This window comes from Autumnicola psychrophila (assembly GCF_031846645.1).
Lineage (GTDB): Bacteria > Bacteroidota > Bacteroidia > Flavobacteriales > Flavobacteriaceae > Autumnicola > Autumnicola psychrophila.
Genome location: NZ_JAVRHN010000003.1, coordinates 155,273 through 169,070, shown reverse-complemented (window position 1 = coordinate 169,070; position 13,798 = coordinate 155,273). Strand labels below are relative to the sequence as shown.

Here is a 13,798-nt window from a genome sequence, read left to right as displayed (position 1 = left end):
TTATTTTGATGTTGTCGCTTGTAAAATGTCAACTGTGTATTGTTAGTTTCGAATTGAGATCTTACAACTTCAATTTTCTTCTTTCTTCTTTTTCATCCTGGTTCATGATCCTGATTCCTGGATCCTGTCTCTGCTTTTGCCTTTTTAATTCAATCATATTTCCTGAAAATCACCACCGCATTTACATCTCCAAATCCAAAGCTTGCTTTAGCAAGAATTTTTGTTTCCTGCTGAAGCGTTTTCTGCGGAATTTTTTCGCTGGTAATCATTTTTAGAATTTCAGGATCGGGATCTTCGCAATTAATGTTTCCGAAGATAAAATTATTTTTAAGCTGAAGTACACTCGCAACACATTCTATACTCCCCGAAGCACTTAAACAGTGACCAATCATCCCCTTCAGCGAATTGATTAATGGAAAATCTCCCTTTTCACATTTCAAGGCCTTTGTCCAGTTAAGAATTTCTACAGAATCTTTAGCTGTTGCCGTTAAATGTCCGTTTATAGCATCAATTTGCTGTGGATCGATATTTGCCATTTTCAGGGCACCTCTTATGCAGCGCTGTACCGCCTCATCATTCGCTGCAGTCATGCTTCCACCTGCCCGTTGTCCTCCGCTGTTTACATCCCCGCCCAGGACTTCGGCATAAATTTTAGCACCTCTTTCCAAGGCAGATTCAAGGTCTTCCAGAACAAGGGCTCCTGCACCGCTACCGGGAACAAATCCTGCCGCAGATGCACTCATAGGGCGCGAAGCCGCTTTTGGACGGTCATTGTATTTTCCGGGTAAGATTCGCATGGCGTCAAAACCACCCCAAACATAAGGGCCGTCATCACTGCAACTTCCTACCAGCATCCTTTTAGCTTTTCCAGCCTGGATGCGTTCAAATCCCATTAGCAAAGCTTCAGTTCCTGTTGTACAGGCTGAAGAATTGGTGGTAACCTGATTTCCGCATCCCAAAATACCTCCTAAATACGCACTTATGCCGCTGGCCATTGTCTGGATTACACTTGTGCTCCCAAGTCGCCGTGTTTTTCCGGCGTCAATAAGATGAATTGCTTCCCGGAATTTATCCACTCCCAGAATTCCTGTTCCGAAAATAATTCCGGAGTCCCAGTCTGGTGCTTCATCGGGTGAAGGTTCCAAACCTGCATCCTTCCATGCATCTGTTCCCGAAATCACTCCGTACACGATTCCGCTGCTGTTAAGTCCGCGTAGTTGTAATGGAGTGAAATACTCCTTAAGTTTTTCTTCTGAAACTTCAGGCTTCCCTCCTATCTGACAACTAAAATTTAGCTCTTCTAATTTTGGATGAAAAGTAATACCAGATTTGCCATTTTTGATTGCGGACTCAAATTCTTCTATTCCAACACCATTTGGAGAAGCCACGCCAAGGCCGGTTATTACTACTCTCTTTTTCATTTTTTTTACTTTCAAGCTTAAATTTCATTTTTAAATGATGAGTTTAAAATCTGAATTCCGAAGTTTCACTACTCACTACTCAACTTCATCATCCCTGCAATTGTTCCTTTACAAACTACTTCATCTTTAGTATTAAACATTTCCACATCACATTTTAGCTTATTAAACCGGAAATATCTCTTCTTTGAAACTACTTTCACGGTTTCTCCCGGAAAAACCGGTTTATAAAATTCAACTTCAGAAGAACTAAGGGCTATTTTCGGATTTTTTGCATTAGAATTCTCTCTATTTAAAAGAAAAATTCCGAAGCAAACGAGTCCGATCTGTGCCATACATTCCGTTAAAATTACTCCCGGTGTTACGGGATTATCTTTAAAATGGCCTTTATAAAAAAAAGATTCCGGAGGAAAAGTGTAGTACCCAAAAAGCCCATTTTCATCAATATGGGTAATATCATCTACAAATAAAAACGGATCTGAATACGGCAGCCGGGAAAGGATTTCTTTTATGTCCAAAGGATAAAACTTACAGGTTTTACATTAAATGTTCCCCGCCATTCACAGGAATAATGGTCCCCGTGATCCATCCTGCTTCATCTTTGCTTAAGAGATAAACCACATTGGCCACATCTTTGGGAACGGTGAGCCGCTTAAACGGATTATGTTTTAAGGCATGGTTTTTTAAAGTTTCGTTGCCAGGGATCATCTCAAACGAACGGGTAACGGTAATTCCAGCCTGGATACAATTTGCCCGAATCCCGTGAGGTGCGAATTCCAGAGCCATACCGCGGGTAAGAGATTCCAGTGTAACTTTAGCGGCAGAAATGGCAGCATAGTTCTTCCAGGCTTTCTTGTTTCCCTCACTTGTAAATGAAATTATTCTCGCATCTTTTGCAAACAGTCCTGCGCGAAAAATATCCTGCGTCCAGTCGTACAAACTTAAAGCCATTGCATCTATGGTTAGCTGAAAATCGATGTTTTCAAGCCTCTCTTCCTCGCCCGTCATCGACTTTAAATTTCCTTTGGCTATACTATGTACCATTGTCCTGATCTTCCCCTGAGCACCTAAAATTTCGGAAATTTGCGAAACGAGACCTGCTCTCTTCTCTTTCTGAATAGCATCTACATTAAAACTCTCCAGACGAACTCCGGTGTCACGGATTTCACCAAAAGCTTCTTCAATATTCGGAATTTCAGAACGGCGATCCCGATGAACAATAATAATATTCATCCCGTGCTTTGCAAGCTTACAGGCACTGGCATATCCCAGCCCGCTACTGCCACCCAGGATAAGCGCCCAATAATTTAAATCTTTAAATTCTGCTACCATTGTAATAAAATTCTTTGTGCTGAAAATCCCGGGCCAAAACTGAGCATTATTCCCTGTTCACCTTTAGGAATATCTTTTTCCATAAACCGCTGCAATACATAAAGTACCGTCGCGCTGCTCATATTACCATACAAACGTAAGACTTCCCGGGTATCATCAATATTCTTTCCTAAGTTACCAAAAAGATCAGAGACTGTTTGTACAATTTTTTTTCCACCCGGATGAAAAATGAGATGATCTACTTTTTCAATCGAACTATTATTTCTTTCCAGAAAAGGAAAAATAATATCTGAAAAATGATCTGAAATAGTTTCAGGAACTCTCTGGTCCAGGATCATCTGCAATCCCTGATTGGTGAGATCAAATCCCATCATTTGAGTTGCGTCAAAAAAATGATACATTTCTTCAGCAAGAATTTCAGGTCCTTCTATATTTTCTTCAGAAGACATAAGCACGCATGCGGCACCATCACCAAAAATAGCAGCGCTAACCATATTTGCCATGCTGTAATCCTCAAGCTGAAAAGTTGCCGTGGGACTTTCTACAGCAATCACCGCTGCCCGTTTGCCGGGATTAGCTTTAAGAAAATTATGAGCGTAAATCATCCCGGAAATACCCGCAGCACAGCCCATTTCGGTTACCGGGAGCCGCGTGATATCCTGTCTTAGATTAAGATCATTAATTAAATAGGCATCCAGAGAAGGAATCATAATTCCCGTACAACTAACGGTAATGATGTAATCCAGCGAATCTGCCTTCCATTGTGCGTTATTGAGTGATTTTTTAAGGACATTTTTTCCGAGCTTTTTCACTTCCCGCACATAAATATTGTTCTTATCTTCAAAAGAAGTAGCAGTAAAAACCTCTTCAGGAGCCATTATAGAATAGCGCTTATCCACACCTGCTCCTTCAAATATTTTCAGAATTTTTCTTCGGAATCTATCATCCTGTCCCTCAAGCCAGGTTTCTACCAATGGCAGGACATCTGCCGTTTCCCGGAAATATTCCGGAAGTTCTTTTTCAACCTTTACAATTTTTACACTCATAATCTTTCTACTATTCTTTTTCAATGATCCACTGGTAACGGAAAGCCCACTTCCAGCTTATTTCCTGCTTATTTGAAGGAATTTGGGAAGCCAATTTTTCAATATCCGCTTTTTTGAATCCGCGCAGGATAGAAATCAATCCATCTTTCCTGGCGATTTCATTATTGATAAATACGCCGCAAAAGGCCTGGAAAAGCCTGTAGGCGGCTTTACTCCTGTGAAGGTCGTTAATAACAATCCCAACACGCACCTGCCGGTAAAAATTACTTAATAAATCCACAATTGCCGGATTCTTAAAATGATGTAGCGTGAGCGTACAAAGGATTATATCATATTGCTGATTCTTAAACTCCTCACTAAAAATGTTGAGTGTATTAAATCTCAACTCCGGAAATCCTTCAGAAATTTCTTCTGCAATTTTTATAGCATATGGATTGGCATCTATACCTGTGAGTTTTAATTTCCGATTGTGCCTTCTTCCCCACTTTGCTAATTCCCTTAAAATAGCACCATTTCCGCAGCCGAGATCCACAATTTCCAGAGTTTTTTCCTTCGGAACACTTTCAAGAAGCCTTTTTACTCCCTGAATGGTGATGTTATTTCCGCCGAGCCATTTATTAATATTATCAAGATCACGTAAGGTTTTTTTCAGCTCTTCCCCGCTCAACTCGAAATCATCCATGATCTCCTCCTGATCTGTCCTTTTGGAAGTATCTATGCTGCTCATGCTACAATTTTTCCGTGGGTTCTTTTAATGATGTGAGGCAGAAGAAAAGGCATCTTACTGATAAGATTTTGAGAGACCCCGGCCATTCCTGGATTTAACAAAATACTTTGTAGCATCCTTCCTGTTAATAGCCTGGTTTTAAATTCTTTGTTCCAGTTCATTTGATATTTTTCTTCAATTTCAATTCTACTGCTAAATTCTTTATTACTAAAGGCAAGAATAGCTTCTGAAGCCATTTTGGCGCTGTGAATGGCTATGGCCATTCCATTACCGCATAGAGGATGAATTAAGCCTGCAGCATCTCCCAGCATTAAAATATGATTTTCGATCAGGGACTTTTCATCAAATGAAACCTGTGCAATAGTCAGGTCTTTTTCAAATGCTGGTTTGGCATCCTGGAAGAAGGACTTAAGGTGCGGGTTTTCAGAAAGAACATTATCTTTATAATCTTCCGGGGATTTATGTTCCTTAAAGCTTTTGTAAGTGGCTAAATAGCATACATTAATACTCCCGTTCTCCACTTTTGACAATCCGCAGTACCCACCTCTGAAGTTGTGAAGGGAAACCAGATTGTCGGGATAATCTTTATGTCGATAATGTGCTTTTACAGCAAGCCATTCCGATTTCTTCTGAATAAAATTCCGATTCAGTTTTTTGTCTATTATCGATCTTTTTCCAAATGCAGCGAGGACAAAATCTGCCATAAGTTCTGTACCTTCAGCAGTAGAGATCTTAAATATATCTTTGGAATATGAGATATCTATGACTGTTTCCTGTATAACTTCAACACCTCTCTTTATAGCTATTTCGTAAAGATAATTATCCAGAGCATAGCGGCTTAACCCTATTCCGCCCATCTTCAACTCTGAAAAAATCTTTTTTCCTGATGGTGTGCTGTAATTAAGAGTATTAATTTCTACAGGAGCTAAGTATTCCAGAAAAACACCAAGGGAATTCAGATAAGGAATAATTTCTTTAGAAAGATATTCTCCACAAACTTTATGACGTGGAAAAACATCCTTTTCGAAAAGTATCACTTTTAAGTTATTGGAAGCCAGATGAATTGCTGCGGTTAAACCAGCCAGGCCCCCGCCCACAATAGCAATTTTACCAATTCTCATGTTATGAAGATAATTAAAAAGAATAAAAAAATCCCGGCGGTTAACCGGGATTATATATTGTTTAAGTATTCTCAGTTAATTTTCTGAAGTTGCCTCTTGCGCTTCTTGCTTCAATTTGTCACTAGCCACAATTGCTAACTCTACCCTACGGTTTTTAGCCCGTCCTTCTGCTGTTGTATTGTCGTATTTAGCCTGAGCTTCACCATACCAGTTGGTTGTTAATCTACTCTGAGCAATACCTCCATTAGTTACAAGGTAATTGGTTACTGCCTGCGCCCTATTCTTAGAAAGGGTTAAATTATAACTTTCTGCCCCTCTATCATCTGTGTGGCCCTCTACCAGGATATTTGTATCTGGATATTCCTTTAAAATATTTGCCAGTTTTTCCAGAGTTTGACGGGATTCTCCGCTAATATCCGATTTATCTGTAGCGAAATATACACCACTATTTTCATCAAAAGTTACGTTAATTCCTTCACCTACTCTTTCTACTTCGGCACCCGGAATTTCCTGTTCAATTTCTTTTGCCTGCTTATCCATTCGACTACCAATGTAACCTCCGGCAGCACCACCAACAACTCCGCCAATAATTGCTCCCAGTGCGCTATTGCCATCGCCGGTGTTATTACCTATAACTCCGCCAATTACAGCACCACTACCGGCTCCAATTACGGCTCCTTTTTGTTTATTATTAGCATTTCTTGTCGCGTCACAGGCAAATAGCATGCTGGCTGCAAAAAAAACTGCGGTAAATTTATTTAGCATTCTACTTCTCATAATGTGTTCTTTTTTTAAATTTTATTAAAGTTCATTCTAATTACGAAGGGCTTACCTTCAAGAGTAACTGTTTGTTCCCAAACCATGTCATTCTCACTTAAACTTTTAAGGTTTAATCTAAAGCCCTGTCCACCTGTGGTGGAGTTCGCATTTTCATCTGTTGGTTTCAGGAGAAAGTCGTATACACCCTGAGGCGTATTTTCTTCATCTATAGACCAGTTAAAATATCTTTGTGCTGTACTACAATTAGCACCCTGTAAGGTATATGTTCCCTGATTGTTGTTGGACACAAAGTTCCAGGTACTATTTTCAAAACACGAAGCCGAAGCATCGTTTAGCAGGGTTACATTAAAAGTACCTGTGTTTTGAGGATAAGTAACGCTTGTAAGCGTCCAATCCCCTTTAAACGTTTTACGCGCTTCCCTTGCTACCTGGCTGGGGCCGCAGGAGGCGATTATAATTGCAAATGTTAATACAGTCAGTATCTTTTTCATTATTGTTTTGGGTTTAAAGTAAAAACCCAATGTAGATCATAGATTGATCTACATTGGATTTAATAATATTAAGTTTAGTCCTATTTTCTAAATAACCTGCTTAACAGAGATATTACCAGAAGAACTACAAAAATCCAGAATATGATCTGGGCAATATCAGCAGCTCCCTCTGCTATACCACCAAATCCAAAAATTGCAGCGATAATTGCGATGATTAAAAAAATGATAATTAGACGTATCATAATAATTGGTTTTAATTGATTAGATGGATCTAAATTAGGTCAGGAGTTTCCGGGGAACAAAACATTATTAATACTTTAACAGAGACTATGTTAAGAAATATTAAATATTTTAATTGAAACCTGTTAAATTATTAATGTTCTATTAATTGAAGAATCTATTCTCTGTTTAGGAAAACAAAAACCATCTCTGTTTTCAATATTTGTTGAAGACTTTCTACTTTAGAGTTTTTAGCACAGTTCATAACAGATGACTATTGATATTTGTCATTTTTTGGGTTCTGCTTTCTTTATTGCAATTTGACTGTGAATTTTTAGATTTCTTTTATAAGAAGAATATTTATATTATAGGACATTTGACTATTCATGTCTTAGAAAACATGCTAATACGGCTAAGAAACGGGTATATCAACTATTTTCTTATAAAATCAACTAAATAAGGAAAAGTAAAAAGCTACGGCATCTCGCTTAATTTATTTAACTTTGATTGACTATTACACAAAAAAATCACACACCAATGGCTATGAATAATATTCCCAGTGTAGATCTGGCCGATTTCTTATCTGATGATCCTAAAAGAAAACAGAAATTTGTTGATGAAATTGGCAAAGCTTACGAAGAAATAGGTTTTGTTGCTTTAAAGAATCACTTTTTAAGCGACAAACTTGTAGATGAACTATATAATGAAGTGAAATCCTTTTTTGATCTTCAACTGGAAACCAAGAAGAAATATGAAATTGAAGGTTTGGCAGGACAACGCGGATATATTTCTTTCGGAAAAGAACATGCAAAAGGCAAAAAGGAAGGAGATCTAAAGGAATTCTGGCATTTTGGTCAGGAACCTGCCGAAGATGCCAATCTTACCGAAGAATACCCCAAAAACGTGCAGGTTGAGGAACTGGAAGATTTCAACCATGTAGGTATGGAAGCTTACCGGATGCTCGAGAAAACCGGAATTTATGTCCTAAGAGCATTGGCACTTCACATTGGACTTAAAGAAACATATTTCGATCATTGGGCAAGCAACGGAAACAGTATATTAAGACCTATCCACTACCCTCCTATTACCGAAGAGCCAAAAGGAGCCGTTCGTGCAGGAGCACATGGTGATATTAATCTTATCACTTTACTAATGGGGGCATCTACAGGTGGATTGCAGGTGCTTAGAAAGGATGGTGAATGGATAGATGCCATTCCTCAGGAAGATGAACTTGTGATAAACGTTGGTGACATGCTGGAACGACATACCAATAATAAACTCCGTTCTACTGTTCACCGGGTTGTAAACCCTCCTAAAGAGGAATGGGACAAGCCAAGGTATTCAATACCTTTCTTTTTACATCCAAGGAGTGAGATGCCATTGGACTGCTTAGAAGAATGTATAGATGAAAATAATCCAAAGCAATATGAAGATATCACCGCAGGGGAGTTTTTACACCAGCGGCTTGTAGAGATTGGATTGCTCAAAAAATAAGTTATGGCAAAGAAAAAAATGGGACTTGAAGATCTGGGAGGATTCGTTTTTTCAACCAATGACGATTTTGATGAGAACGAATTGACAGATAACGAGCAACAGGAAGCGCTAAATCCCGGAGATCAGGAATTAGAGGCACATTTTAGCAATAAAGGGCGCGGTGGAAAAACCGTAACAATAATTAAAGGCTACATAGGTCCTGAAGAAGATTTGATAACTTTAGGTAAAAAGCTGAAGAAGAAATGCGGTGTCGGTGGTTCTACTAAAGACGGAGAAATAATCATTCAGGGTGATGATCGTGAAAAAATCATGGAGATCTTGAAAAAAGAAGGATATAATGTAAAACGTGTTGGAGGATAATCTTCAGTACGTTTTTTTATTTACACTATGAGCAGTAAAACGATACATATAATTAACGGAGACGGTCTTGCCGCAAAAATGATGGAACTCGATATTCCGGGAGAAGTCATTGTTTGGCGGGAACTTCTTTGTGAAGGTCCTACTGTTCAGGATGTGGGAAGTAACGAATTTATTGAAGTCAGGAAAAAATTTGTAAGAGACACTTATGATATTTCACCTGAAGATTACGAGGAAAAATTTATTTCTCAGCTGGAAAAACTTCTTGAACTTGAGGAATATGAGGAAGTTATTCTGTGGTTCGAATTTGATCTTTTCTGCCATATAAATATGATTGCTGCAATTAGTTTTTTTCTTAACCAGAAAGAGGAAGTGCCAATGTACCTGGTTTGCAGCAAAAAATTGAATGGTGAAAAGGGGCATAAACCACTTACACAACTCAACGCAAAGCAGTTGTACAATCATTACCAAAATAAAATACCTCTTACTTCAGATGATTTACAAACAGCAGTTTATATATGGGAACTGTATTGTAGTAATAATCCCCTGCAATTAAAGGCTCAAATAAAAAAACATAGTAACTTCGAATATCTGTCAAGCTGTATCCGCGCGCACATAGAGCGTTTTCCTAACAGTAAAACCGGAATAAACTCCCTGGAACGAAATATTCTCACAATCATTCAGCGAAATGTGATTTCTTCAGAAAATCAACTTCTGGGATACGCCCTTGAGTATCAAGGTTATTATGGATATAGTGATGATCAGATGCAACGATTACTAAAGAAGCTTCAGGATTTTTATGTGGTAGAAGATGAGCGCGTAATTCTGTCAAAAAAAGGAGAAGCGGTTATGGAAGGGAATAAAAATTTTTACAGGGAACTTAATAATAATGAATATTTTGGTGGAGCAAAAATGTACGACTTCTTATACGAGTCAGAATCTCATCGATTATTAAAATTGTAATATGAGTTTAGCAGCTTCAGAATTTATATTAAATATTGACGGCAGTATATATCACCTTAATCTTTTACCCGAACACCTGGCAAATACGGTAATTGTAGTTGGGGATCCTGACAGGGTAGATAAAGTAGCCGCACATTTTGATAATATAGAATTTAAGGTAAGAAAAAGGGAATTCCATACCCAAACCGGTACCTATAAGGGAAAGCGTCTTAGCGTGATTTCTACCGGAATAGGAACAGATAATATCGATATTGTTTTTAATGAACTGGATGCGCTGGTGAACATCGATTTTGAGAAGAGAACACTAAGAAAAGATCTAAGACAGCTGGATATTATCAGGATTGGAACTACTGGCTCTATTCAGCCGGATGTTCCTGTTGATTCTTTTTTAATGAGCAAAGCCGGAGTTGGGTTTGATTCTCTCCTTCATTTCTACGACAGCAACCATATTCAGGATATGGAGTTTGCTGAAGCGCTTGTGAAGCATTTGGATTGGTCTCCGAAGAAATCTGTACCATACGTCGTGGAGAATGATAAAAATCTTGCCGGGAAGCTGGATTCTAATGAAGTACACAAAGGAATTACAGCTACAAACGTGGGATTTTATGGTCCGCAGGGGAGAATTTTGCGACTTGCACTACAGGACCCGTACATGAACCGAAAACTTTCAGATTTTTCTTATAAAGGTGAAAAGATTACGAATCTGGAAATGGAAACTTCTGGCATCTATGGACTGTCGAAATTGTTGGGGCATAGAGCGGTTTCCATGAATGCAGTAATTGCCAATCGCGCTACAGGAGAATTCAGTAAAAATCCCAAATTAGTAGTGGAAAGGCTCATAAAATATTGCCTGGATAAGCTTACTGATTAAATTCTAAATTAACAGAAAATTATATCTGTGGAGCTGCCTTCTTTGTATTTTTGAGCTAAAACGAATTTATGCAGAAACCTGAAAGAAGCCACTATAGACATCGTGACCTTAACTGGTTGAGCTTTAACGAAAGGGTTTTGCAGGAGGCCGAAGACAAATTAAATCCTCTATACGAACGTATCCGTTTTTTGGCAATTTTCTCTTCAAATTTAGATGAATATTTCAGGGTAAGGGTTTCTCAACTTCGGCAAATGAAGAAGGTAGAAAAAAGTCTGAGAAAAAAACTTGCCTTAAAGCCCACTAAATTAACTAAGGAAATTCTTGAAGAAGTAAAACGACAGCAGGAGAAATTTGGAGAAATTTATTATAAACAAATCATTCCGGAACTTGCCCACCACGATATTTATTTGATTGAATCTTCCCATTTTAATGCCGAACAAAAGAAGTTCGCCGTAGATCTATTTCAAAAGGAAATTTCGAAACACATAAAATCCAGGCTTTTAAATCTGGATGAAGAAAATGAACTTTTTCTTGAAAATGCTACCCTTTATTTTCTTGTAACTTTTCAGAACGAAAATAAACTTGGGCTGGTAAACATTCCCGTTGATTCCTGCGGAAGATTTGTAGAGCTAAAAGATAAAAACCAAAAGACCGTTACTTTTTTGGACGAAATTGTGCGTTTTGAGCTACACACCATATTTCCGGAGGAGGAGATTACCGGAATTTATGAAATCAAACTTTCCAGGGATGCCGAACTTTACATTGACGATATATACGATGGTCCTTTAGCTGAAAAAATCTATGATTCCCTGAAGCAACGAACCAGCGGGCAACCTACCAGGTTACTTTATGATGCACAAATGCCTAAAGAGGTGCAGAAAAAAACCCGAAAGCTTCTTAACCTGGGGAAAATAGATATGATGCCGGGGGGAAAATATCATAATTTCAATGATTTTTTCTCCTTTCCCGATCCTACGAATAATCCTGAACTACATTTTGAGAAACTTCCTCCTATTCCTCACAAAGTACTCGAAAAGTCTAACGATTATTTTTCTGTAATTGCGGAAAAGGATCAGGCCTTACATTTTCCATACATGTCCTTTGATTATGTCGAGAATTTTCTTGAACAAGCCGTTCAGGATAAAGACGTAACTGATATTAAAATTTCCCTTTATCGTGTTGCTGATGAATCCAAACTGACTTCCTCTCTTCTTGAAGCTCTTGAAAAGGGCAAAAATGTTACCGTTTTTGTAGAAGCAAAAGCACGTTTTGATGAAAAGAACAACATTATCTGGGGAAGAAAATTTGAGGAAAAAGGAGCTAATGTAATTTACAGTTATCCCAAGGTAAAGGTCCATTCTAAAATAATGCTTATCCAGAGAATGGAAAATGGCGAAAGTGTAAATTATTCCTACATAGGTACCGGGAACTTTAATAGCGAAACTTCTGAAATTTACTGTGATCACGCCATTTTTACTGCCAATCAAAAGATAGCGAAGGAGCTGCTAAGGCTTTTTAAAGTTCTGGAAGGAGAATTAATTGTTCCCAGGGAAAAGAACCTCCTAATATCCCCATTTTCGACCCGACAGGAATTTACAAAGCTTATATATAATGAGATAGAAAATGCCAGGGAAGGAAAGAAAGCAAAAATTACTGCTAAAATGAATAGCCTGGAAGACCCTGAAATGGTGGAACTTCTTTATAAAGCAAGTAATTCTGGTGTCAAAATAAGATTGTTAGTTCGAGGATTTACCTGCCTTATCCCTGGAATTAAAGGAATAAGTGAAAATATTTATATGACGAGTGTGGTGGATCGATACCTGGAACATGGCAGGATCTATATTTTTGAAAACGGGGGAGACGAAAAAATCTATTATGGAAGTGCAGATCTTATGAGCAGAAATCTCGACAGGCGTATAGAGGTTATTTCCCCGGTTCTGGATAAAGATATTGCGAGAGAATTTAAGGAATTGCTGGACATACAGTTAAAAGATAATGTCAAAGCAAGAATTCAGGATGCTTCCGAAGAGAATAAATATGTAGAACGTGTTGAAGGGGAAAAAGCCGTACGCTCACAGTACGAAATGTATAACTACTTAAAAGAAAAACATACTTCATGAAATCCATAAGAATTGGCGGTGTACCAGAGCATTTTAACCTTCCGTGGCATTTGTGCATAGAAGAAAATGAATTTAATAAAGAGGAAATAAACGTGATCTGGAAAGATTTTCCAGGCGGTACAGGTGCTATGAATAATGCCCTTCGTTCCGGAGAAATAGACGCAGCCGTTATTTTAACTGAAGGGATCACAAGGGACATCTTAAATGGAAACTATGCAAAAATAGTACAGACGTATATAGGTTCTCCGCTTATCTGGGGAATACACGTAGCCGCCGATTCACCTTATAAAAACAGTGCAGACCTCCAGCATACTAAAGCTGCGATTAGCAGGGAAGGTTCCGGTTCACATCTAATGGCTTATGTAAATGCTCAAAATAATAATTGGAATGTTGATGATCTCGATTTTGAGATCGTAAAAGATATCGATGGTGCTGTTAAAGCTTTAAACGAAGATAAAGCACAATATTTTATGTGGGAACATTTTACCACAAAGCCGCTGGTAGATAATCATACCTTCAGATTAATTGCAGACTGCCCTACCCCATGGCCGTGTTTTGTGATTGCTGTAAGAGATGAAGTTCTAAAATATAATTCCCAGCGAATCCATACGATGCTAGAGGTTTTAAACCGTAAAACAGCAAATTTTAAAGAAATTCCGGAAATTGATAAGATTTTAGCCGAGCGTTATAATCAAAAGCTGGAAGATATTAGAAAATGGTTAAAGCTGACCAATTGGAGCAGCAGCCAATTATCTGATGTAGAAATCACTGAAGTTCAGGAAAAATTATTACAGTTAAAACTTATAAATAAAAAAGTCAAAAGTTCAGAAATATTATATAGTTTGCAGCAGTTTTAACA

The 13,798-nt window shown here is 38.2% G+C and carries 15 protein-coding genes; 6 read left to right on the top strand and 9 right to left on the bottom strand.

Annotation, left to right across the window (positions count from 1 at the left end):
* Positions 1 to 149: 149 nt before the first annotated feature.
* The 9 genes from RM541_RS04995 to RM541_RS04955 all read right to left on the bottom strand — a co-directional run bounded on the left by RM541_RS04995 (position 150) and on the right by RM541_RS04955 (position 7,157).
* On the bottom strand, positions 150 to 1,421 hold the full coding sequence (locus tag RM541_RS04995) for a beta-ketoacyl-[acyl-carrier-protein] synthase family protein (protein WP_311499120.1): 1,272 nt from the start codon (positions 1,419 to 1,421) through the stop codon (positions 150 to 152).
* Positions 1,422 to 1,489: 68 nt separating this feature from the next.
* A complete protein-coding gene (locus tag RM541_RS04990; protein WP_311499119.1) occupies positions 1,490 to 1,936 on the bottom strand; it encodes a 3-hydroxyacyl-ACP dehydratase FabZ family protein in 447 nt (148 codons plus the stop codon).
* Positions 1,937 to 1,955: 19 nt separating this feature from the next.
* Positions 1,956 to 2,750: an SDR family oxidoreductase gene (locus RM541_RS04985; protein WP_311499118.1), complete on the bottom strand. Its 795-nt coding sequence runs from the start codon at positions 2,748 to 2,750 to the stop codon at positions 1,956 to 1,958.
* Positions 2,744 to 3,796: a type III polyketide synthase gene (locus RM541_RS04980; protein WP_311499117.1), complete on the bottom strand. Its 1,053-nt coding sequence runs from the start codon at positions 3,794 to 3,796 to the stop codon at positions 2,744 to 2,746. The genes RM541_RS04985 and RM541_RS04980 overlap by 7 nt, the downstream gene beginning before the upstream one ends.
* Positions 3,797 to 3,806: 10 nt before the next feature.
* The gene (locus tag RM541_RS04975) at positions 3,807 to 4,523 is read right to left on the bottom strand and encodes a methyltransferase domain-containing protein (protein ID WP_311499116.1); all 717 of its coding nucleotides are present in this window, start codon (positions 4,521 to 4,523) and stop codon (positions 3,807 to 3,809) included.
* Complete coding sequence (locus RM541_RS04970; RefSeq protein WP_311499115.1) at positions 4,520 to 5,644, bottom strand: NAD(P)/FAD-dependent oxidoreductase; 1,125 nt, start codon at positions 5,642 to 5,644, stop codon at positions 4,520 to 4,522. Before RM541_RS04970 ends, RM541_RS04975 begins: the two co-directional genes overlap by 4 nt.
* 75 nt (positions 5,645 to 5,719) lie before the next feature.
* Positions 5,720 to 6,409 (bottom strand): YiaD family glycine zipper/OmpA-like lipoprotein, encoded by a 690-nt coding sequence (locus RM541_RS04965; RefSeq protein WP_489752720.1) that lies wholly within the window; start codon positions 6,407 to 6,409, stop codon positions 5,720 to 5,722.
* Between the two features lie 26 nt (positions 6,410 to 6,435).
* On the bottom strand, positions 6,436 to 6,915 hold the full coding sequence (locus RM541_RS04960) for a lipocalin family protein (protein WP_311499113.1): 480 nt from the start codon (positions 6,913 to 6,915) through the stop codon (positions 6,436 to 6,438).
* A gap of 80 nt (positions 6,916 to 6,995) precedes the next feature.
* Positions 6,996 to 7,157 (bottom strand): DUF1328 family protein, encoded by a 162-nt coding sequence (locus RM541_RS04955; RefSeq protein ID WP_311499112.1) that lies wholly within the window; start codon positions 7,155 to 7,157, stop codon positions 6,996 to 6,998.
* A gap of 520 nt (positions 7,158 to 7,677) precedes the next feature.
* Here RM541_RS04955 and RM541_RS04950 point away from each other — a divergent pair.
* The 6 genes from RM541_RS04950 to RM541_RS04925 all read left to right on the top strand — a co-directional run bounded on the left by RM541_RS04950 (position 7,678) and on the right by RM541_RS04925 (position 13,796).
* Positions 7,678 to 8,628: an isopenicillin N synthase family dioxygenase gene (locus RM541_RS04950; RefSeq protein WP_311499286.1), complete on the top strand. Its 951-nt coding sequence runs from the start codon at positions 7,678 to 7,680 to the stop codon at positions 8,626 to 8,628.
* A gap of 3 nt (positions 8,629 to 8,631) precedes the next feature.
* Positions 8,632 to 8,988: a translation initiation factor gene (locus RM541_RS04945; protein ID WP_311499111.1), complete on the top strand. Its 357-nt coding sequence runs from the start codon at positions 8,632 to 8,634 to the stop codon at positions 8,986 to 8,988.
* 27 nt (positions 8,989 to 9,015) lie between these two features.
* On the top strand, positions 9,016 to 9,948 hold the full coding sequence (locus RM541_RS04940) for a DUF1835 domain-containing protein (protein ID WP_311499110.1): 933 nt from the start codon (positions 9,016 to 9,018) through the stop codon (positions 9,946 to 9,948).
* 1 nt (position 9,949) lies between these two features.
* Positions 9,950 to 10,819 carry a nucleoside phosphorylase gene (locus RM541_RS04935; RefSeq protein ID WP_311499109.1) on the top strand — a complete coding sequence of 290 codons (870 nt, stop codon included), beginning with the start codon at positions 9,950 to 9,952 and terminating at the stop codon, positions 10,817 to 10,819.
* Positions 10,820 to 10,887: 68 nt separating this feature from the next.
* The gene (gene ppk1, locus RM541_RS04930) at positions 10,888 to 12,939 is read left to right on the top strand and encodes a polyphosphate kinase 1 (protein ID WP_311499108.1); all 2,052 of its coding nucleotides are present in this window, start codon (positions 10,888 to 10,890) and stop codon (positions 12,937 to 12,939) included.
* On the top strand, positions 12,936 to 13,796 hold the full coding sequence (locus RM541_RS04925; RefSeq protein WP_311499107.1) for a substrate-binding domain-containing protein: 861 nt from the start codon (positions 12,936 to 12,938) through the stop codon (positions 13,794 to 13,796). Before ppk1 ends, RM541_RS04925 begins: the two co-directional genes overlap by 4 nt.
* The last annotated feature ends 2 nt before the right edge of the window (positions 13,797 to 13,798 follow it).

Excerpts from the sequence above, each read along its gene's own strand:
- RM541_RS04955 (WP_311499112.1), bottom strand. The coding sequence starts at position 7,157 with ATGATACGTCTAATTATCATTTTTTTAATCATCGCAATTATCGCTGCA.
- RM541_RS04925 (WP_311499107.1), top strand. The coding sequence starts at position 12,936 with ATGAAATCCATAAGAATTGGCGGTGTACCAGAGCATTTTAACCTTCCG.
- RM541_RS04985 (WP_311499118.1), bottom strand. The coding sequence starts at position 2,750 with ATGGTAGCAGAATTTAAAGATTTAAATTATTGGGCGCTTATCCTGGGT.
- RM541_RS04960 (WP_311499113.1), bottom strand. The coding sequence starts at position 6,915 with ATGAAAAAGATACTGACTGTATTAACATTTGCAATTATAATCGCCTCC.
- RM541_RS04935 (WP_311499109.1), top strand. The coding sequence starts at position 9,950 with ATGAGTTTAGCAGCTTCAGAATTTATATTAAATATTGACGGCAGTATA.
- ppk1 (WP_311499108.1), top strand. The coding sequence starts at position 10,888 with ATGCAGAAACCTGAAAGAAGCCACTATAGACATCGTGACCTTAACTGG.
- RM541_RS04965 (WP_489752720.1), bottom strand. The coding sequence starts at position 6,409 with ATGCTAAATAAATTTACCGCAGTTTTTTTTGCAGCCAGCATGCTATTT.
- RM541_RS04940 (WP_311499110.1), top strand. The coding sequence starts at position 9,016 with ATGAGCAGTAAAACGATACATATAATTAACGGAGACGGTCTTGCCGCA.
- RM541_RS04945 (WP_311499111.1), top strand. The coding sequence starts at position 8,632 with ATGGCAAAGAAAAAAATGGGACTTGAAGATCTGGGAGGATTCGTTTTT.
- RM541_RS04950 (WP_311499286.1), top strand. The coding sequence starts at position 7,678 with ATGAATAATATTCCCAGTGTAGATCTGGCCGATTTCTTATCTGATGAT.
- RM541_RS04975 (WP_311499116.1), bottom strand. The coding sequence starts at position 4,523 with ATGAGCAGCATAGATACTTCCAAAAGGACAGATCAGGAGGAGATCATG.
- RM541_RS04995 (WP_311499120.1), bottom strand. The coding sequence starts at position 1,421 with ATGAAAAAGAGAGTAGTAATAACCGGCCTTGGCGTGGCTTCTCCAAAT.
- RM541_RS04980 (WP_311499117.1), bottom strand. The coding sequence starts at position 3,796 with ATGAGTGTAAAAATTGTAAAGGTTGAAAAAGAACTTCCGGAATATTTC.
- RM541_RS04970 (WP_311499115.1), bottom strand. The coding sequence starts at position 5,644 with ATGAGAATTGGTAAAATTGCTATTGTGGGCGGGGGCCTGGCTGGTTTA.